We start from the raw sequence: 19432 nt of genomic DNA on the forward strand, positions 1-19432 counted from the left end.
GTGGGGAGCGGGAGGGGAGCGGCGGCGGGGGGCCGGCCCTCCCCATCCGACCACACGGCGTGCGCGCGCCCGGACCCTTGCGCCGGCGGGGCACTCGTGCTGTGCTCTGCGCCACCGTTCCGCGCCACGATGCCGGGCGGTCGTGCCGCCCCTCTGTGCCGCGCCTCCGTGGCGGGCCTCAGAGCGGGGAGGCGAACACCACCAGGTTGTCCCGGTAGCGGCCGATCGCCGTGTCGTACTCGCCTCCGCAGGTCACGAGGATCAGCTCCTCCTCGAGGGTCGCGCCGAAGACGCGGGCGGTGGGGAACGCGGCCTTGGCGTGGGACTCGACCGCCGTCACCCGGTAGCGGTGGTCGGAGCCGTCCACTCCGCTCACCGCGATCTCATCGCCCGGGGCGAGCTCGCCGAGGCGGAAGAAGACCGCGGGACCGGACCGCGAGTCGACGTGCGCCGCGATCACGGTGCGGCCGCTGCCACCCGGGCGCCCGCCTCCCGAGAACCAGCCGACGTCGTCGTAGTCCACCGGCACCTCCATCGTCCCGTCCGACTGGATGCCCAGCGCGATCAGCGGCTCGTCCAGGCCCATCGCGGGCACGCTCAGCCGGGCGGGCTCGACGCCGACGGTGCGCGCGGGCGCCGCAGCGGCGGGGTCGGGCACGGGGACCGGGGGAGGAGTGACCGGGGGAGCAGAAGCGAGGGCCGGAGGCGCGGGCGCGCTCGCGGGCGTCTCCGCTCCTCCGCTCCCGTCCGCGGCGGCGCACCCCGCGAGGAGCAGCACGGCGCACAGTGCCGCCGCGCCGCTCCTCGACCGGGTGCCCACGATCAGGAGGCGGTGCGCCGGCGGGCGACGACCACTCCGGCCGCGCCGAGGGCGACGACGGCTCCGAGGCCGGCCATCGCGGCGAGACCGGACGGGCCCGTGGCGTCGCTCCCGGCGGCGGTCGCGCCGCCACCGGTCTGGAGGCCGCCGACCGGCACCTGCGAGAGCTGGCCGCGGACGACGCCAGCCGCATACGAGGCCGTGTGGGAGTCGCCCGCGAAGGCGGCGGGATCGGCCTCGAGGGCCTTCAGCGTGAATCCGGCGCCGGTGTCGGCCCCGTTCGCCTGGATGCCCGTGGTGAAGGGGCCCTGCAGGCAGCCGCTGCTGGTGCGGGGGCCGTCTCCGACCGGGGCCGGGTTCGGGAACGCGATGCGCGGCGGGCCCGCCTTGCCCAGCGCCGCCTGGTGGATGTGCGTCGCGGTCTTCGCGGGGCTCTGGTAGTCGCCGGTCACACCGGTGAGGGTGATGTCGTAGCAGATGACGTCGAGGTCGCTGTTGACCCGGAAGGTCATCTCGCCCGTGGCGCCGGGCTGGCCGGGGGTCGCGGCGGAATCGGCGTTCACGACCTGGTCGGGCGTCGCCATCACCGTGAAGGCGCTGGTGAACGAGGACGGCTCGGCGACCTCGGTCTCGGCCTGGGCCGGCGCGGCGGCGAAGAAGTAGGCGGCGGCGACGGCGGTGATGCCGCCGAGGGAGAGCAGGCGGCGGCCGGCGCGGTTCCGCGCGGGGGACGTCTTCGTCATGGTGGAGCCTTTCGATCGCGAGCGCCGAGCGGGCCCGATGCAGGGAGTACGGCCGGAAGCGGCGCTGCGTTCACTCCATCTGAGAGGATCTTCACGGAGACGGTCCTCGCCTCCGATGAACGCCGCCGCCGCCGCGGCCGTACCCCCTTCCGACGGACCACCGGTCCCGACGAGGAGGCGGTGTGGCGCGCACGGCGACGGCACGACGAGACGAAGGGCCCGCGATGCCGCGCGAGCACTCGGAGGTCCCGGCTCCGGTGGTGCGCCTCGAGCCCCGGACGGCGGAGTTCGACCCGGCCGCCGCCTTCGACGAGCACGGGTCCGCCCTGCTCGGCTTCGCGCTCAACGCCCTGCGCGACCGCGGCCTCGCTGAGGACTGCGTGCAGGAGACGTTCCTGCGCGCCTGGCGCTCGCGGGCGAGCTACTCCGCCGAGCGCGCCAGCACCCGCACCTGGCTCTTCGCCATCGCCCGCAACGTCGTCATCGACGTGCACCGCTCGCGCCGGCGCCTGCCGCGCCTGGTCGAGGCCGAGATTCTGGAGGAGGTGCCCGCGGAGGACCGCGACCCCCTCGAGCCGCTCGCGATCGCCGAGGCGCTCGCGCGGCTCTCCGCCGAGCACCGGCAGGTCGTCGTCGCCGTCCACCTGAACGGCGAGACCTACGCCGAGCTGTCGGCCGCCACGAGCGTGCCGGTCGCCACCCTGCGCAGCCGCGCCTTCTACGCTCTCCGAGCGCTCCGCGGTCACCTCGCGAGCGCCGGACCCACCGACGAGGAGAGATCGTGATCGACCGAGACCAGCCCGACGGAGACGAGCCCGGCGGCCGCCGCGAGGAGCTCCTCGCCGCGGCCCTCGCCGGCGACCTCTCCGCCGAGGAGACGCGGGAGTTCGAGAGCCTGCGCGCCGCCGACCCCTCGATCGACCCCGAGCTCGCGTCGTTCGGCGCGGTGGTCGACCGGGTCGGCGCGCTGGGCCGCTGGGAGGAGGCGGAGCCGTCGCCGGAGCTGCGGTCGCGCGTCGCGGCGCTCGCCGGGGAGCGGCCCGAGCGCGGGGAGAGTCTGCGTGCCTCGCGCCGCCGTGCCGTCCTGGCCGTCGCCGCGGCGGCCGCGCTCCTCGTCGCGGGCGGCGTCGCCGGAGCGGCCCTGCGGTCCGCCGAGGAGCGCCCCGTCGCGGGACCGCCCGGGACGCTCGGCGCCGTCGAGGCGATCGCCTTCGACGAGCGGACGGAGGGCGTGACGCTCGACGGCTCGCTGGTCGCGCACACCTGGGGCACCGAGACGATCCTCCGCGGGACAGGCTTCGCGCTCGGCGAGAGCTACGACCTCGTGCTGGTCACCGGCTCCGGCGAGCGGCTCCCGTCCGGCTCCTTCCTCGGCAGCTCCGCGGAGCTCGACTGCGAGATGAACGCGGCCGTCCTGCGCGAGTCCGTCGCCGCCGTCGAGATCACCGACGCCGGCGGCGCGCTCGTCGCCTCCGCCGCCCTCCCCGCCGTCACCTGAGAGCCGGCGGCGCGGGCTCGCGGCGCGGCTTCAGCTCGCTGACGAGCGTGCCCGCGACGATGAACCCCGCCCCGAGCAGGGCGAGCGCGGGGAGCCGGTCGCCGGCGAGGCGGCCGATCAGACCGGCCCAGACGGGCTCGGCGGAGTAGATGATCGTGGCGCGCGACGGCGAGACCGAGCGCTGAGCCCAGTTCATCGTCAGCTGGATCAGGCAGCTGCTCGCCCCGAGCGCGAGCGCGGGGATCAGCCAGGCCCACGAGAACGCCGGGACCGCCTCGCCTGCGACGGGCATCGAGGCGAACCCGAGCGCGCCGGCGACCAGCAGCTGCACCACGGTCACCCGGCCGAGGTCCACGCGTCCGGCGACGAGGCCGATCAGGATGATCTCCGCCGCGATCGGCAGCGTGCTCACGATCGTCGCCACCTCGCCCGCTCCGAGCGCGACGCCCGGCTGCGGGCCCGCGATCAGGAGCAGTCCGACGAACGCCAGCGCGACGCCCACCAGCGTCAGCACGCCCGGACGGCGACGGAACACGACCCACTGGAGCAGCGGCACCAGCGGCACGTACAGCGCGGTCAGGAACGCGGAGGTGCTGCTCGGGATCGTCTGCAGCCCGTAGCTCTGCAGGCCGTAGCCCGCGAAGATCATCACCCCGATCGCGACGCCGGCCGCGAGGTCGATCCGCCGCATCCCCCGGAGCGACCGGTGGAACACGACCGCGCTGATCAGCCCCGCGATGGCGAACCGCATCCCGACGAAGAACAGCGGCCCACTGTGCTCCATCGCGATGTGCACGGCGAGGAAGGTACCGCCCCAGATCGCGGTGATGCCGATGAGCGCCCACTCCGGACGCGTGAAGCGGAGGCCCCGGAGAGGCGAGATGTGCATCATTCTGCACATCCTAGGAGCATCAGGGGCCTGTCGGTGCAGAATAGTGCGCATGTCGGCTCCCGTCCTCGCCCACCTGGGCGGCAACCTCCGTCTCGCGCGGCGCGGAGCCGGACTGAGCCAGTCCGCGCTGGCGGCGCGCTCGGGCATCAGCCGGCGGACGATCGTCGCGGCCGAGGCCGGCGAGGCCAACATCTCGCTGACCGGAGTCGACCGCCTCGCGACCGCCCTCGGCACCACGTTCACGGCACTCGTCTCGGCCCCGGGATCCGCGCCCGCGGCGATCGACCAGGTCGCCTGGCGGGGAGCGGGCGAGGCGAGCGTCGCCGTCCTGCTCTCCTCCGTCCCCGCGCGCCGGGAGGCCCAGCTCTGGACCTGGACGCTCGGCCCCGGGGACCGCTACGACGCGCAGCCCGACCCCGAGGGGTGGCACGAGATCCTGCTCGTCACCGCCGGCGCGCTCCTCCTGGAGCGGGAGGGCGAGGAGCCCGTGCGGCTGGAGCCCGGACGGCACCTCGCCTTCCCGACCTCGCGGCACTACTCCTACGTGAACGCGGTGGATGCCGTCACGACGCTCGTCCGGATCGTGGTCGACTGACGGGTCGGCGCCTCAGGCCCGCGAGCGCAGGGTCTCGAGCAGCGCCGCGGGGGTCTCGGGGTCGTCGAGGCTGACCGCGAACTCGCGCGAGCGGTCCGTCGTCACCACCAGCCCCGGCCCGGCGTGCAGGATGACCGCCGAGCGGCCCGGCATCACCCGGTACCCCCAGCCGCCCCACTCCGACGGCCGCAGCTGGGCCGTGCCGGCCGAGGCGATCGTGTCGAGCGGGATGCGGCGCAGCGGGATGCCGAGGGCGGTCGTGACGACGCGGAGGCCGCGGCGGTCGGCGGTCACCCTCAGGCGGGAGAAGGAGAGGAGCACCAGCGCGACGACGCCGAGGACGACGGCCGTCGCGATCGCCGGACCGGTGGCGCCCGCCGCGGCGAGCGTCGCGAGGGAGAGGGCCGCGCCCGCCGCCGTGGCGACCGCGGCGACGGCGAACACCGGGCCCGTCAGCGTCTGCGACCAGGCGCCGGCCTCCTCCGCCGCGAGCGGCAGGCGGCCGGCGGCGAGGCGGGAGGCGCGCCGGGTGCCCGGAGCGATCAGCGCGGGCACGACGGCGAAGAGCATCCCCCCGAGCAGCGCGAGCAGCCACCCGCCGAGCTCCGCCCCCTCGGCGCGCCCGGCCGCGAGCGTCGTGCCGACCGAGGTCGCCCAGGCGGAGGCGCCCAGCCCGGCCACGAGGCCGAGGGTCGCCAGCAGGAGCCGCGGGGCGCGCCCGACGGCCGCCGCTACGAGGCCCGCGACGGCCGGGAGCCCGGAGAGCACGAGGGCGATCGCGAGCAGGGCGCCCGTCGACGCGGTCGCATCGGCCGCCCCGGTCCCCGACCAGTGCGAGGCGAGCTCCGCGGGCAGCACGTCGTCCAGGACGAGGCGCGAGACGAGCACTCCGGCGGCGGGGAGCAGGAGGGACGCGGCGGCGAGGAGCTCGCGGCGGCGGTCGGCGGTGGCGGTCATGATCCGGTCCTCTCGATCAGGCGGACGAGCTCCGCCGGGGTGATGCCGCTGCGGCGGGCCTCCGCGAGCAGCTCGTCGACCAGGGCGGTGACGCGCACGAGCCCGGGCCCGGCCGATTCCGTGATCCACGCGCCGCGGCCCCGACGCATCTGGAGGATCCCGTCGTCGCGCAGGGCGGCGTACGCGCGCAGCACGGTGTGCATGTTGATGCCGAGCGAGTCGGCGAGCTCGCGGGCGGGCGGCAGGCGGTCGCCCGCCGAGAGCTCGCCCCGGGCGACGGCCGAGCGCACCTGCGACTCCAGCTGGTCGGCGAGCGAGCCCGCCGCGGAGTGGTCGACCCGGAATAACATGTTCACAATGTTAGTAGAACAAGCAGTGCACCACCAGGCCCTCAGTGCAGCGCGAGCGACACCGCCAGCACCACCATCACGACCGCCACGGCCGCGTCGAGGATCCGCCAGGCCCCGCGGCTCCGGAACAGCGGCCGCAGCGCCCGCGCCCCGAAGCCGAGAGCGGTGAACCACAGCACGCTCCCGGCCGCCGCCCCCGCCCCGAACCACCAGCGCTCGTCGCCGTGCGTGTTCGCCACCGACCCGAGCAGCACGACCGTGTCGAGGTAGACGTGCGGGTTGAGCAGCGTGAGCGCCAGGCACGTGCCGATCGCCGTGCGGAGCGACGTCGAGGCGTCGGCCGGATCGCCGTCGAGGGTCCCCGGCCGCAGTGCGCGCCTCGCCGCCATCACCGCGTAGGCGAGGAGGAAGGCGATGCCGCCCCAGCGGATCACCACCAGCAGCCACGGCGCCGACTCCAGGACCGCTCCGATCCCCGCGATCCCGAGCGCGATCAGCGCGGCGTCGCAGAGCGCGCAGATCGCGACGACGGCGGGCACGTGCTCGCGGCGGAGGCCCTGGCGGAGCACGAAGGCGTTCTGCGCGCCGATCGCGATGATGAGCGAGAGGCCGAAGCCGAGGCCGGAGAGGGCGGCGAGGAGGGGGGACACGCTCCGACGCTAGGGCGGGGCGCTCCTGTAGACCAGCTCATGCTCCTTCAGTACCGTAAGCAGCACTGATGCTGACGGACGACCTCGACCTCTCCCGCCTGCGCGCGCTCGCCGCCTCCGTCCGGTACGGCTCCTTCGACGCCGCCGCCCGGGCCCTGCACATCACCCCCTCCGCCCTCAGCCAGCGGATCAAGGCGCTCGAGACCGCCGCAGGCCGCGTCCTGCTGGTGCGCTCGCGCCCGGTCGTCGCGACCGAGGCCGGTGCGGGGCTCCTCCGCCTCGCCCGCCAGATCGAGCTCCTCGCCGACGACGCCGTCCGCTCGCTCGGCGGCGAGGACGCGGAGGGGGCGGGCCCCGTCGTCCTCCCGCTCGCCGTCAACGCCGACTCCCTGGCCACCTGGGTGCTGCCCGCGCTCGCCTCCGTCCCCGACGTCGTGGTGGAGCTGCACCGCGAGGACCAGGCGCACACCACCGCGTTCCTCCGCGACGGCACCGTGCTGGCGGCCGTCACCGGAGAGTCGGAGGCGGTGCTCGGCTGCACCGTCGCGCCGCTCGGAGTGATGCGGTACCGCGCCATGGCCTCGCCTGCGTTCGCCGAGCGCTGGTTCCCGGACGGCGGCACGGCCGGTCTCGCGAGCGCTCCGCTGGTCGTCTTCGACGAGAAGGACCGCCTGCAGGACGACTTCCTCCGAGCCGCCGGCGTCGAGGGCCGCCCGCCGCAGCACCGCGTCCCCGGATCGACCGACTTCGAGCGGGCCGTGCGCCTGGGCATGGGGTGGGGGATGCTGCCCGAGCTGCAGGCCCCGGTCGGCGGCGAGGGCCTGGTCGAGCTGGGCGGCGACCCCGTCGACGTCCCCCTCTACTGGCAGCAGTGGGCCCTGCACACGCCCGCCCTCGACGCGGTCGCCGCGGCCGTCTCCGCTGCCGCGCGCGCCGCGCTCCGCTGACCCGCGCGCTGACCTGCGCTGCGCTGACCCGCGCGCTGACCCGCGCTGCGCTGACCCGCGCGCTGACCCGCGCGCTGACCAACGTCGGCGGGGAGGCGCTCAGACCGCGAACACGTCGCGGAGGGTCACCGTCTCGAGCGAGCGCTCGCGGAGGATGTCGACGAGCCGCGCGTAGACCTGCGTCACAGGATCGAAGTTCGCGTGCCCGATCACGATGTGCTGCGGCAGGAACCACTGGTCCGCGAAGCCGACCACCTGCTCCGGCGTGATCCGCCCGGAGTCCGAGAGCGAGCCGTACCAGAGCACCGTCGCCGTGTAGCCGATCGCCGACGCGGCGGCCCGGCTCCGCTCGTCCGTGTAGCCGAACGGCGGCCGGTAGAAGGGCGCCGCCTCCACCCCGTAGGTCGAGCGGATGAAGTCGCCGTTGCGGCCCAGCTCCTCCTGCACGCCGTCGCTCGAGAGGCTCGTCAGGTCGGCGTGCGACCAGGTGTGGTTCGCGAGCTGCACCTGCCCCGAGGCGACGAGCGGAGCCAGCAGCGGCGCGTTCACGGTCCACGAGTCGTACTTCCCGTTGAGGAAGAAGGTCAGCCGGGTGCCGGTGTCGCGGGCGAACTGCGCGTAGGCGGCGACCACGTCGGAGTCCGCGCCGTCGTCGACGGTCCAGGCGAGCGTGCTCCCCTCGCCGGGCAGCTCCGAGATCGTGCCGGAGGGCAGCGGCGCCTTCCGCCGCACCGGAGTCGCCGCGGCGGTCATGGTCGGCACGGGGCGGGGAGGGGTCGGGACGGCCGTCGGCGCGGCGGACGGCAGCACCGCCGCCGGCGCCGTGCTCGGCGGGAGCGCCGCGGGAGCGGGCCGGGCGGGCGTGCACCCCGTCAGCGCGACCGCCGAGGAGGCGATCCCCAGCAGCAGCGCGCGTCGCCTCAACCGGTCCACGGGCCCCCCTCGCGAGCCCCGTCCCCCGGAGCGTCCCCGCGACCGTAGCGGTCGGGGAGGGAGCGGGCAACGCGGCGCGACACCCCTCCCTCCCCGCAGCCTCTACCGGAAGGTGCGCCTGACCGCGTTGTTCGCCGGCGTGGGATCGGCGGCGGCGGTCGACACCCTGGCGTCGATCGTCGTGGCGGCCGGCCGGTCGACGAGCGTCACCGAGTAGGTGGTGCTCCGCCCGGCCGAGACGCTCGGCGCGGTCCAGGTGAGGACCGTCGTGCCCGCGGCCGAGCCCTTCGTCTGCACGGCGCCGGGCGCACTCGCCACCGTTCCGCTGACGACGACTCGGGTGGTCGTCGTCGCCGCGTCCCGGGTGCCGGTGTTCCGGACGGTGATCGTGCCCGAGAGCGGGGCCGTCGCCGCCAGTCCCGGCGCCGGCGCCAGCGTCAGCGTCAGGTCGGCGCGGGTGGAGGACTTCACCTGCAGCGACTGCGTCACCGAGGTCGCGGCGAGCCACGCGGAGTCGCCCGCCTGCGTGGCCCGGACGGTGCAGCTCGCCGCGCCCGTCAGCCGCACCGTCGCCGTGCCCGCGCCGGTGGCGGTCAGCGTGCAGCTGCCGCTCGCGTACAGCTTCACGGGCAGACCGGAGGAGGCGGTGGCCGCGACCGGGTAGGCGATCCCCTTCTCGGGCGAGGACGGCATCGTGGTCGAGAAGGCGACCTTCTGCGCCTTCTTCTTCTGGGGGACGACCGCGGCGACCGCGATCGACTGGGTCGCCCGGGGAGCCGCGTCGTGCGAGGCGTCGCCGGCCTGATCCGCGGTGACCGTGCAGGTGCCGGATCCGCTGAAGGTCACGACGCCGCTCGCGAGCGAGCACGCGCCCGTGGCGCCGATCGTGACCGGCAGGTCGGAGGAGCCGCCCGCCGCGGTCGGCGTGTAGCGGCCGCCCGCGGTCGCCGTGCTCGGAGCCGCGGAGGTGAAGGCGACGGTCTGCAGCGCCTTGCCGATCGGGAAGGTCCGGACGACCTGCTCCGCGGGCGCGTGAGCGTCGTCGCCGGCCTGGTCCAGCGTCAGCGTGCAGGTGCCGACGGAGTCGTAGGACACCGTGCCGTCCTCTCCCAGCGAGCAGGAGTCGGAGGCGTCGAGCACCGGGTCGGCGCTCGACGGGCCGCGGACGATCGACGGGGTCCAGGAGCCGCCGATCCGGGCGTCCGTCGGAGCGGCGTCGCGGAACGACACCGCTCCCGCCGCCGTGCCGACCTCCACCGACTGCGAGATCCGCGGAGCCGCCGAGTGACGCTCGTCCCCGGCCTGGTCCGCGGTCACCGTGCAGGTGCCGGAGCGGGTGAAGGTCACCACGCCGTCCGCGACCGTGCAGGACCCGGCCGCTCCGAGCACCACGGGGGCGCTCGACGCGCCGGCCGTCACGACGGGCGTGTAGGAGCCCCCCGCGACCGCCGCGTCGGGGACCGGCGAGGCGAACGCCAGCGTCTGGCCGAGGGCGCCGATCGCGAAGGTGCGGACGGCCTGCGGAGCGGCGCCGTACCGCGAGTCGCCCGCCTGGTCGAGCGTCAGCGTGCAGGTGCCGACGGAGTCGTGGGACACGACTCCTGCGGCCGCCGAGCATGCTCCGGAGGCGGTCAGCACCGGACGCGCGGTGGAGGGTCCGGCGACGATCCGCGGGGTGGTCGTCCCGCCGACCGTCGCACCGGTCGGCGCGGTGCCGCCGAAGGAGACGGTGCCCGCGAGCAGTCCGACCGCGATCACCTGCGAGGCCCGCTCCGCCGCGTCGTACCGGGCGTCGCCCGTCTGGTCGGCGGTCACCGTGCAGGTGCCCGATCCGGTGAAGGAGACGACCCCGTTGGTGAGCGTGCAGGACCCGGAGGCGCCGAGCACCACGGGCCGCCCCGAGGCCCCGCCGGTCGCGGTCGGGCGGTAGGTGCCGCCCGCGAGCGCCGAGTCCGGCGCCTGCGAGGTGAAGGCCACGGTCTGCGCGGTCCGGGTGATCTCGAAGCTGCGCACCGCCGTCGGCGCTGCGCTGTGGCGGGAGTCGCCCGCCTGGTCCAGCGTCAGCGTGCAGGTGCCGGCGGAGTCGTAGGAGACCAGTCGGAAGGGCCCGACGGAGCAGGCGCCGGAGGCCGTCAGCACCGGGGGAGCACTGGAGGGGCCGGCGACGACCGCGGCCGTCGAGGAGCCCCCGACCCGGGCCTCGGCCGGAGCATCGCCGCCGAACGCGACGGTGCCCGCGAGCTGCGAGACCGCGACGGTCTGCGAGGCCTGCGCCGCCGCCGCGTAGCGCCCGTCGCCCGCCTGGTCCGCCGTGACGGTGCAGGTGCCGCTGCCGGCGAAGGTGACGACGCCGTCGGCGAGCGTGCAGGCGCCGGTCGCTCCGATCGTCACGGGGAGCCCGGAGGCGCCGCCCGTCGCGGTCGGAGTGAGCCTGTCGCCGGACGTGGCCGTCGACGGCGCGGTCGAGGTGAAGGCGACGGTCTGCGCGATCGCGGTGATCTCGAAGGTCTGGACCGCCCGCGCGGTGCCGTAGGTGGCGTCGCGGTAGTGGATCGCCGTCAGCGTGCAGGTGCCCGCGGAGTCGAACCGGACGGCGCCGTTCTCGCCGTCCGAGCAGGCGCCCGAGACGCTGAGCACCGAGGGGCCGGAGGACGGTCCGCGCGTGAAGGCGGGAGTGAAGGATCCGCCCACCTTCGCGTCGGTCGGGACGGCGGTCGTGAACGCCACGGAGCCGGGCGCGTAGCCGACCTCCACCTCCTGCACGGCGGGCCGGGCACTGTCGTACTGCCGGTTGCCGTTCTGGTAGGCGAAGACGCCGCAGACACCCTTCGTGGTGAAGGTGACCACGCCGTCCTTCGCCGAGCACGACGCGGTGGTGAGGAGGAACGGAGCGATGCCCGAGGCGCCGCCCTCGATCACCGGGCGGTAGGTGTCTCCGAGGACGGCGCCGACCGGAGGCGCGCTCGTGATCCGGACCGTCTGCGGGAGGAAGTAGATCGAGTACTCCTGCTCGGCGTGCCGCGCGGGCCAGTAGCCGTCTCCGGGCTGGTCGAGGGACAGCACGCAGAGCCCGGCCCCGTCGTTCCGCACGGTCACTCCGTCCGGGAGGATCGAGCAGTCTCGGCTCGCGGAGAGCACGGGCACGCCCTTCGACGGGCCGCGCACGATCGTCGGCCGGTACGTCTCGAGCGACATCGCGTGCGGGGGCGCGGTGCTCCCGAAGGAGAGGTTCCCCTCGGGAGTCCCGACCGTGATGACCTGCCGGACCTGCGGAGCGGCGTCGTGTCGATCGTCCGCGGCCTGGTCGATCGTCACCGTGCAGGTGCCGTCGCCGAAGAACGTCACCACGTCGTCCGCGATGGTGCAGTTGCCGTTCTCGATCACCGCGATCACGAGCGGGTTGCCCGAGCCGCCGCCGGTCGCCTCGACCGTGTACCGGTCGTCGGTGAACACCCGGTCGGGCGGAGTCGAGGTGACGACGACCGTCTGGGGGATCCGCGAGATCGGGACGAAGCGCACCAGGCCGTCGGCGGCCGCGTACACGTCGTCGCCCGGCTGGTCGAACTGCACGCCGCAGGTCGAGGGCTCGGTGTAGGTCAGGATCTGCGCACCCGTCGCGTCGGGGGCGACGGTGCAGCCGAAGAAGGTCCTGACGAGCACCGGCAGTCCCGAGCTCGAGGTCGCCGTGGCGACGCCGGTCGACTCCAGGACGCCGGTCTTCGGCACCGCGACCGTCAGCGTCTGCGACGCCTTCGCGACCTCGAGATCGAAGGAGGCGCGCCCCGCGGTGTAGTGGTCGTCGCCGGCCTGATCGGCGGTCACGGTGCAGGTGCCGCCGCGCGTGAAGGTCACGACGCCGTCGGCGATCGCGCAGGATCCGGTCGCTCCGATCGAGACGGGGCTCCCGGAGCCGCCGCCGGTGGCCGTCGGGGTGAAGGTGCCCAGCGCCGTCGGCGCGGTCGGCCGCGAGGAGGTGAAGGCGACCGTCTGCGAGAACTTCCGGACCGTGATCCGGAACGAGGACGTGCCGGTGTTGCCGGCCTCGTCGTCCGCGGTGCAGTCGACCGTCGTGTCCCCGATCGGGAAGACGCTTCCCGAGGCGGGCGTGCAGGTCGAGCCCACGGCTCCGTCGACCGCGTCCTGCGCGGAGGACGCGAAGGTGACGACGGCGCCGGAGACGTCGACCGGCTCGGCCGTGACGGCGGCGGGCACGGTCACGACGGGGGCAGAGCGGTCGGCCAGCGCGAAGGTGCCGGGGATCGACCGGAGGGTGTAGTTCGGCCCCGCATCGCCTCCGTCGCACCTGGTGACGTAGTCGCCGACGGGCGTGCGCGCTCCGACCGTCACCTTCCCGGTGCCGTCCGCCGTGTAGTAGGCGCCGGTCGGCTCGGTGACGAAGCGGTCGGTTCCAGCGAAGCCGTCGGCCGTGCAGGTGACCGTCGGGGCGGTCGCGGTGCCGTGCGCCTGCGTCCCGGGGCTCGACGCAGTCACCGTGAGGGGCGCCGGCGAGATCGTGAGCGCGCCGTCGATGGTGATCAGCTGTCCCGAGGGGTTCGTCAGGCCGGAGCAGCGCGTGGGGTAGCGGCCGACGGGGGTCGTCGCGGAGAGCGCCAGCGGCGTCCTGAATCCGGTGTCGGACGCCGCGAAGGCGCCGCAGGAGACGGTCCCCGAGGGGGAGCCGGTCACGGAGGCGGTGATCGCGGGGGGAGTGGATCCGTAGGTCGATGAGGGCGAGGAGGCGGTCACCATCGGGACAGCCGCGACGATGCGCAGCGCGCCGTCCTTGTACCCCGCGATCGTGTAGTCGCTGCTGACCTTCGCGCCGCTGCACCGCGTGGTGAAGGTGGTGAAGGTGGAGGTGGGCCAGTTCGGGATCAAGCGGTAGATGACGTCGTCCGCCGTGACGATCGGCCGGTAGACGCCGGCCGTGAGCGGGGCGCCGAAGGTGTCGGAGCCGACGAAGGCGGCCGTGCAGCGCAGGTCGGGGGACGGCGCGCCTCGCGGGTAGTCGACCGTCGGAGCGGTGACCGTGAGCGCCTTCGGCTTCGCCGTGAAGCTCTGCAGGGGCTCGCCCGCCCAGCCCAGAGGAGCGAGCGCGTCGAGCCTCGCCGCGAGCGTGCAGACGCCGGCGTGGAGCACGGTCACCCTCATGCCGCTGACGGAGCAGGTCTCGGCGGTCCTGCTGCTCAGGACGATCGAGCGGCCGGGCACATCGACGGCCTGCGCGTAGGGGCTCGCGTCGAAGGAGTCGCCGTACGCCTTCTGCGGGAGCGTCGACAGGTCGAAGCGCACGCCGCCCACCGCCACGGTGGCCGGCTCGCTGCGGACGCTGCCCCCGCAGGTGGTCAGGGTCGCCCGGTAGCGGTAGGAGCCGGTGGGATCGGGGCCGGCCTCGAGGAACGCGGTCCCGTCCTCCCGGGCGCCCGCCCGGCCGAGGGCGGGCTTCCACGTGGCGCCGCCGTCGGTGGACCTCTCCCACGACACGGCGGGGATGCCGCCGTAGACGGCCGAGACGCTCACGCCCATCGTCAGCGTGTAGATCTGGTTGGTGACGCCCGCGATGTCCGAGGGCTGCCGGGTGATGACGGGTGCCGCGGCGCACGCGCGCACCTCGTGGCGCAGAGCGGGGAGCGCCGACCAGCTCCCTCGTCCCGCCTCGGCGGGGGTGATGGTGTCGGGGTAGTGCGCGCGGATCTCGTTCCAGCCCTGCGGGATGTCCCTCGTGGTCAGAACGCCGACGCCGTCCGCGTCGAGGGTCACCCTGCTGGTACCTGCACCGGTGAGGATCTCGACGGTGCCGCCGGCGGCCACCGGCCGGCCCAGGCTCGGGATGGTCACCTTCGCGGTGACGGTGACCTCCTGCCCGAGCATCGAGAAGTCGGGGGTCCGCGTCACGGTCACGGCGGTGTCGTACACCGGAGCGACCACGGGGTCGGCCGCCGTCGGGCCGGCCGTCTGCGAGATCCTCGTCACGCTCGGGTGCACGTAGCTCGAGCCGCCGCCGCCGGCGCCGGGGTCGTTCATGACGCCGAGGGTGTCGTTCATGCTGCCGAACACGTAGGGCGATCCGCCGCCGCCGCCGTACCACCAGCCGGCCCCGCCGCCGCCGCCGCTGTGGCCGGGGAACGAGCAGTTGCCGCCGCCGCCGCGGGAGGCGCCGGCGTCGGCGCCCTTGCCGTCGTTGAGGAACACGCCCCACTGGCCGTTGTTGCCGTCGGCGCACTCGCCGAACGTGCTGTAGCCGCGGGCGCCGGGCGAGCCGCCCGAGCTCTGCCCGGCCGCGCCGCCGCCGCCGCCGTCGGCCGCGTTGTTCCTGCCGCCGTTCCCGCCGCCCCTCGCGCCGCTGCCGGCGTCGGCGTCGCCGCCGACCGAGGACCGCCCGCCGCCGCCTCCGCCGCCCGCCGCCACGGCGAGGGCGTGCTGACAGCCGTCCGAGCCGGCCGTGCTGAGGTACTGGGCGTCGCCGCCCGCGCCGCCGGAGTCGCCCGCGTAGACGCCGCCGTTCACGTAGCGCGTGGCGCCTGCCGCTCCGGCCGGGGCGCCGGTGAGGCGCCCGATCTCCAGCACCTGCCCGGGTGTGACGGGCACCTCCACGACGAGGCTGGAGCCGCGTCCGCCGGCGTTGCCCGTCCCGAGGCCGCTCGCACCCTTCCCGCCGTTCTGGCCGCTGAGGACGGCGCGGACCGTCGAGACCCCGGTCGCGGGAACGGTGTACTGCGACACCGTCGAGACCTTCGGGGAGGTGAAGCACGCGGTGCTGAAGACCGGCGCCGCCGACGCGGTCGGCGCGGCCACGACGCTGAGTCCTGCGCCCGCTACGAGCACGGCCGCGGCGACGAGGGAACGGAGGAAGGACTGGCGCATGTGCTGCTACTCCCGGCTGCTGCCGGGAGCGGGCGCCCGCGGTCGGCTCAGAGTAGGGCGGTCGTAGACCCGCGAGGAAGGCGCAAGGTACACGAACGCCCTGCTCGGGGGGTACGGGAGGCCACTTCTGCCGGAACCTCCCAGGAAGTCCCCGTGCACGTCCGGGCAGCGTCCCCATCCTGTCGGGGCAGTGTCCCCACCCTGTCCGGGCAGTGTTCCCACCCTGTTGCGGCCGCCGCCCGGGTCGCGTAGCCTAGCGAGGTTGCGTGCATCTGCACGCGCTTGCGTGCTGCCCACCGGGCAGGAGCTCCGGCTCCGGCCGGACAGGCGGGCGGTGCGCCGACAAGTGACCTTGGGTGGGTCGGGCGGGGCTTCGTGCCGCGCGTGATCCACGGTAACCACACATGGAGGAAACCATGGCAGCAGTCTGCCAGGTGACCGGAGCCGTCCCCGGCTTCGGGCACGCCATCTCGCACTCGCACCGGCGCACCAAGCGCCGCTTCGACCCGAACGTGCAGAAGAAGACGTACTACGTGCCGTCGCTTCGCCGTAACGTCACCCTGACCCTCTCGGCCAAGGGCATCAAGGTCATCGACGCCCGTGGCATCGAGTCCGTCGTCAAGGATGTTCTCGCTCGCGGGGTGAAGATCTAATGGCCAAGCAGCAGGACGTCCGTCCGATCATCAAGCTCCGTTCGACGGCCGGCACCGGTTACACCTACGTGACCAAGAAGAACCGCCGCAACGACCCCGACCGTCTCGTGCTCAAGAAGTACGACCCCGTAGTGCGCAAGCACGTCGACTTCCGCGAGGAGCGCTAAGTATGGCCAAGAAGAGCAAGATCGCCCGCAACGAGCAGCGCAAGGTGATCGTCGACCGCTACGCCGCCAAGCGCCTCGAGCTGAAGAAGGCCCTGGTCGACCCGGCCGGGACCGACGAGACCCGTGAGGCCGCCCGCGTCGGCCTCCAGAAGCTCCCCCGCAACGCCTCGCCCGTCCGCGTCCGCTCGCGCGACGCCGTCGACGGCCGCCCCCGCGGCAACCTCACGAAGTTCGGCATCTCGCGTGTCCGCTTCCGTGACATGGCGCACCGCGGCGAGCTGCCCGGCATCACCAAGTCCAGCTGGTGACCCGGCGCCGCTAGCGGCGTGAACGATCGAAGGCCCGTGATCCATCGGATCGCGGGCCTTCGTCGTCCCGCCGGCGGACGTAAAATGTGCGGATGACCGACTCCAGCCTGCCCACCGTCGCCGAGATCGCGGCGCTCATCGACCACGCGATCCTGAAGCCCGAGCTCACCCGCGCCGAGGTCGACGCCCAGCTCGACGAGGCGCGAGCGTCCGGCGTGTTCAGCGTCTGCGTCCGCCCCTCCGACATCGCCCACTCGGTCGCCCGGCTCGAGGGCTCCGGCGTCCTGGTCGGCACGGTCATCGGCTTCCCTCACGGCACCACCTCCACCGCGGCGAAGGTCGCGGAGTCGCGTCAGGCGCTCGCCGACGGCGCGTCCGAGCTCGACATGGTCGTCAACATCGGCCGCCTCCGGAGCGGCCTGCTCCAGGACGTCGAGGACGACGTCCGCGCCGTGGTCGAGGCCGCCGAGGGCCACGTCGTCAAGGTCATCCTCGAGACGAGCCTCCTCGACGACGAGCAGGTCGTCGAGGGCAGCCGGGCCGCCGAGCGCGCCGGCGCGGACTTCGTGAAGACCGCCACCGGCTTCGCGGGCGGAGGCGCAAACGAGCACGACCTCCGCCTCATGCGCGGCGCCGTCTCGGAGGCCGTCCAGGTGAAGGCGTCCGGCGGCGTCCGCGACCTCGACACGCTCCTCGCCTACCGCGGCCTCGGCGTCACCCGCTTCGGCACCAGCGGCTCCGCGACCATCCTCGGCGACCTCGCCGCGCGGCACTCGGGCGACTCCTCCGCGGCACGTGTCGACTCCGCCTCCTACTGACGGAGCGGCCGACGAGGGCCGCACCGCACCCGCCGACCGGATGACGCCCGTGCGCCTGCGCCCGGGCCGCGCCGGCCGGTGGGCGGAGCGGACCCGCCGCCCCCTCGACGAGATCGCCCGCGCCCTCAAGGAGCGCGTCTACGCGACCTTCACGGGCCTGGCCGTGGTGATGATCTACCTCGTCGGCGACCACCCCGACGCGGTCCACGCCCTCCAGAGCCTCGTGATCTCGATCATCGGGATCTCGGCCGCGGGCTTCGTCGCCGAGGTGATCGCGCACCAGGTCGTGCACGCCTCGGCGCCCTCGCGCTCCGAGACGCACACCATGCTGCGGATCGCGGGCGGGGCGCTCGCCTCGGCGTCGCTGCCGGTCCTCGCGCTCGGTGCCGCGGCGCTGGGCTGGATCGACGCGACGGTCGCGCTGCGGATCGGCGCGGGCGTCTACGTCGCCACGCTCGCGGGGATCGCCCTCATCGCCGTCGTGCGCGCGGGCCTCTCCTGGAAGGAGAGCATCTTCTCGCTGCTCGGGATCGTGGGTCTCGGCGTGCTGGTCGTCGGCGTGCTCGCGCTCGCGCACTGATCCGGAGGCGCCGCCGAGCGTAGGCTCGGACGGATGACGTCACGCACCAGGGTCGAGCTCGGCCGCCGCGAGGACCTCGGCGCCGACTGCGCGAACTGCTTCGGCCTGTGCTGCGTGGCCCTCGCCTTCGCCCGCTCCGCCGACTTCCCGTTCGACAAGCGCGCCGGGGACCCGTGCGTCAACCTCGACGGCGAGGACGCGTGCACGATCCACCGCCGGCTCCGGCCGCAGGGCTTCGTCGGCTGCACCGTCTTCGACTGCTTCGGCGCCGGCCAGAAGGTCTCGCAGCACACGTTCGGCGGCGTCTCCTGGCGGTCCGAACCGGCCGTGCGCGAGCGGATGTTCGCGGTGTTCCCGCTGATGCGCCGCCTGCACGAGCTGCTCTGGTACCTCGACTCCGCTCTGGCGCTGCCCGGCGTCGGCGCGCCGCTCCTCGACGAGCTGCGCGAGCGGTTCGACGCGGTGCACGCGCACACCCTCGGCGAGCCGGAGCAGATGGTCGCGGTCGACGTCGACGCGGAGTACGGAGCGTCCCGGCCGCTCCTGATCGTGGCGAGCGCGGCCGCTCGCGCAGGAGCGGCGCCGGCTGCCCGCCGGTCGAGGGGCCGTCGGCTCGCTCCGGGTGCCGATCTGGCGGGTGCATCGCTCCGGAACGCGGACCTGCGGGGGGCGGATCTGCGGGGCGCGCTCCTCCTCGCCGCGGATCTGCGGGGTGCGAATCTGCAGCGGTGCGACCTGCTCGGGGTGGACCTTCGCGATGCGGACGTGTCCGGTGCGCGGCTCGCCGAGGCGGTCTACCTCACCCAGGCGCAGGTGAACAGCGCCCGAGGGGATGCGGCGACCACGCTGCCGTCGCACTTCGAGCGCCCGTCGCACTGGGTCGGCTAGGCCGCCAGGTCAGAGGCTGCGGGGGCCGCCCAGCGACTCGTCGCCGCCCTCGTCGTCGAAGCCGAGGGCCTCGACGACCTCGCGGCCGAGGAGGTGCGCGCCGCTCCAGCCCTCGATGACGCACCGGGGGAACGCCTCGCGGTCCGGGGAGCCGAGCCATGCGGCCGCGGCCTCGCGGGCCCACGCCTCGGAGGCGTACACGCCGATGATCTCGGTGCGGTCGTCCCACGGCGTCGCGGTCGAGAGGACGAAGTGGTCACCGTTCACGATCGGATCTCCTCCGGCTCTCGGGGTTCAGCGACCCCGTGGGAGTGCGGGACCGGACCGGACGCTACCCGCGGGCGGGGGAGCGCGTCTCCGGGGTCGACACGAGCGCGGATGAAGGCTACGGGAACGTCGAGCGCGGCGCGATCACCCGATGGTCCCACGCAGGCGGGCGTTCAGCCCACCCAGAGCCGTCGCGATCTCGTTCTCGTCACTTCCGGGGAGGAGGGCGCCGCCCTGCTCGAGGCCGTGGCGCAGGGCCTCGACCTCCTCAGGGGGGAGGCCGCCGCTGTCGAGGAGGGCCTGGAGGGCGGCGAGGATGCCGACGAGGGCGACGGCGTCGTCCAGGTCGAGGGGGCGGACGCAGGACTTGTCCATGTCATCGCTCCTGTTCGGGTCAGGGGTTCGGGGGCGGCGGACCCGGTCGAGCACCGTGCCGACCAGCGGCGCGGCGATCACGGCGGGGAAGAGCGCCGCTCCGGTCAGGGCACCGCCGAGCGCGACG

20 protein-coding genes are annotated in these 19432 nt (G+C 74.6%); 10 read left to right on the forward strand and 10 right to left on the reverse strand.

Annotation, left to right across the window (positions count from 1 at the left end; all coding sequences use genetic code 11):
- Nucleotides 1-178 precede the first annotated feature (178 nt).
- Nucleotides 179-658 (reverse strand): class F sortase, encoded by a 480-nt coding sequence (locus tag C5C36_RS17920; protein WP_258072325.1) that lies wholly within the window; start codon nt 656-658, stop codon nt 179-181.
- 164 nt (nt 659-822) lie between these two features.
- A complete protein-coding gene (locus C5C36_RS16445; protein WP_104310064.1) occupies nt 823-1563 on the reverse strand; it encodes a CHRD domain-containing protein in 741 nt (246 codons plus the stop codon).
- Nucleotides 1564-1787: 224 nt separating this feature from the next.
- Between C5C36_RS16445 and C5C36_RS16450 the strand changes: the two genes are divergently transcribed.
- Together C5C36_RS16450 and C5C36_RS16455 are read left to right on the forward strand one after the other, a co-directional pair.
- A complete protein-coding gene (locus C5C36_RS16450) occupies nt 1788-2348 on the forward strand; it encodes a sigma-70 family RNA polymerase sigma factor (RefSeq protein ID WP_104261336.1) in 561 nt (186 codons plus the stop codon).
- Nucleotides 2345-3061, forward strand: coding sequence for a hypothetical protein (locus C5C36_RS16455; protein WP_104310065.1), 717 nt, complete (start codon nt 2345-2347; stop codon nt 3059-3061). The genes C5C36_RS16450 and C5C36_RS16455 overlap by 4 nt, the downstream gene beginning before the upstream one ends.
- Here the strand turns inward: C5C36_RS16455 and C5C36_RS16460 are convergent.
- Nucleotides 3054-3953: a DMT family transporter gene (locus C5C36_RS16460; protein ID WP_258072326.1), complete on the reverse strand. Its 900-nt coding sequence runs from the start codon at nt 3951-3953 to the stop codon at nt 3054-3056. The genes C5C36_RS16455 and C5C36_RS16460 overlap by 8 nt on opposite strands.
- 49 nt (nt 3954-4002) lie before the next feature.
- On the opposite strand from C5C36_RS16460, the gene C5C36_RS16465 reads away from it, so the two are divergent.
- The gene (locus tag C5C36_RS16465; RefSeq protein ID WP_104227343.1) at nt 4003-4548 is read left to right on the forward strand and encodes a helix-turn-helix domain-containing protein; all 546 of its coding nucleotides are present in this window, start codon (nt 4003-4005) and stop codon (nt 4546-4548) included.
- A 12-nt stretch (nt 4549-4560) separates the two neighbouring features.
- On the opposite strand, the gene C5C36_RS16470 is transcribed toward C5C36_RS16465, so the two are convergent.
- From C5C36_RS16470 to C5C36_RS16480, 3 genes are read right to left on the reverse strand one after another with little or no spacing between them, the layout of a single operon-like run.
- Nucleotides 4561-5505, reverse strand: coding sequence for a hypothetical protein (locus C5C36_RS16470; RefSeq protein ID WP_104310066.1), 945 nt, complete (start codon nt 5503-5505; stop codon nt 4561-4563).
- A complete protein-coding gene (locus C5C36_RS16475; protein ID WP_104225158.1) occupies nt 5502-5855 on the reverse strand; it encodes a GntR family transcriptional regulator in 354 nt (117 codons plus the stop codon). The genes C5C36_RS16470 and C5C36_RS16475 overlap by 4 nt, the downstream gene beginning before the upstream one ends.
- A gap of 41 nt (nt 5856-5896) precedes the next feature.
- The gene (locus C5C36_RS16480) at nt 5897-6505 is read right to left on the reverse strand and encodes a LysE/ArgO family amino acid transporter (protein ID WP_104310067.1); all 609 of its coding nucleotides are present in this window, start codon (nt 6503-6505) and stop codon (nt 5897-5899) included.
- Nucleotides 6506-6573: 68 nt separating this feature from the next.
- Here C5C36_RS16480 and C5C36_RS16485 point away from each other — a divergent pair, with 68 nt between their 5' ends.
- The gene (locus tag C5C36_RS16485; protein ID WP_104269515.1) at nt 6574-7452 is read left to right on the forward strand and encodes a LysR family transcriptional regulator ArgP; all 879 of its coding nucleotides are present in this window, start codon (nt 6574-6576) and stop codon (nt 7450-7452) included.
- Nucleotides 7453-7551: 99 nt separating this feature from the next.
- On the opposite strand, the gene C5C36_RS16490 is transcribed toward C5C36_RS16485, so the two are convergent.
- Nucleotides 7552-8385: a polysaccharide deacetylase family protein gene (locus tag C5C36_RS16490; protein ID WP_219812674.1), complete on the reverse strand. Its 834-nt coding sequence runs from the start codon at nt 8383-8385 to the stop codon at nt 7552-7554.
- Between the two features lie 102 nt (nt 8386-8487).
- Entirely contained in the window at nt 8488-15249 is a 6762-nt protein-coding gene (locus tag C5C36_RS16495; protein ID WP_146085362.1) for an HYR domain-containing protein, read from the reverse strand.
- 416 nt (nt 15250-15665) lie between these two features.
- Between C5C36_RS16495 and rpmB the strand changes: the two genes are divergently transcribed.
- The 6 genes from rpmB to C5C36_RS16530 all read left to right on the forward strand — a co-directional run bounded on the left by rpmB (nt 15666) and on the right by C5C36_RS16530 (nt 18663).
- The gene (rpmB, locus tag C5C36_RS16505) at nt 15666-15902 is read left to right on the forward strand and encodes a 50S ribosomal protein L28 (protein ID WP_056038148.1); all 237 of its coding nucleotides are present in this window, start codon (nt 15666-15668) and stop codon (nt 15900-15902) included.
- Entirely contained in the window at nt 15902-16069 is a 168-nt protein-coding gene (rpmG, locus tag C5C36_RS16510) for a 50S ribosomal protein L33 (protein WP_027692168.1), read from the forward strand. Before rpmB ends, rpmG begins: the two co-directional genes overlap by 1 nt.
- Nucleotides 16070-16071: 2 nt before the next feature.
- Nucleotides 16072-16377: a 30S ribosomal protein S14 gene (gene rpsN / locus C5C36_RS16515; RefSeq protein ID WP_104225107.1), complete on the forward strand. Its 306-nt coding sequence runs from the start codon at nt 16072-16074 to the stop codon at nt 16375-16377.
- A gap of 92 nt (nt 16378-16469) precedes the next feature.
- Nucleotides 16470-17195, forward strand: coding sequence for a deoxyribose-phosphate aldolase (deoC, locus tag C5C36_RS16520; RefSeq protein WP_181027245.1), 726 nt, complete (start codon nt 16470-16472; stop codon nt 17193-17195).
- Nucleotides 17173-17775 carry a hypothetical protein gene (locus tag C5C36_RS16525; RefSeq protein ID WP_146082969.1) on the forward strand — a complete coding sequence of 201 codons (603 nt, stop codon included), beginning with the start codon at nt 17173-17175 and terminating at the stop codon, nt 17773-17775. Before deoC ends, C5C36_RS16525 begins: the two co-directional genes overlap by 23 nt.
- 33 nt (nt 17776-17808) lie before the next feature.
- Nucleotides 17809-18663: a pentapeptide repeat-containing protein gene (locus tag C5C36_RS16530; protein ID WP_104310069.1), complete on the forward strand. Its 855-nt coding sequence runs from the start codon at nt 17809-17811 to the stop codon at nt 18661-18663.
- A 9-nt stretch (nt 18664-18672) separates the two neighbouring features.
- On the opposite strand, the gene C5C36_RS16535 is transcribed toward C5C36_RS16530, so the two are convergent.
- Nucleotides 18673-18930: a hypothetical protein gene (locus C5C36_RS16535; RefSeq protein WP_104238985.1), complete on the reverse strand. Its 258-nt coding sequence runs from the start codon at nt 18928-18930 to the stop codon at nt 18673-18675.
- Between the two features lie 144 nt (nt 18931-19074).
- The coding region (locus C5C36_RS17800; RefSeq protein WP_181127787.1) for a hypothetical protein at nt 19075-19432 on the reverse strand (358 nt) is incomplete at its 5' end.

It is taken from the genome of Rathayibacter sp. AY1G1 (genome assembly GCF_002932095.1).
Taxonomy (GTDB): Bacteria; Actinomycetota; Actinomycetes; order Actinomycetales; family Microbacteriaceae; genus Rathayibacter.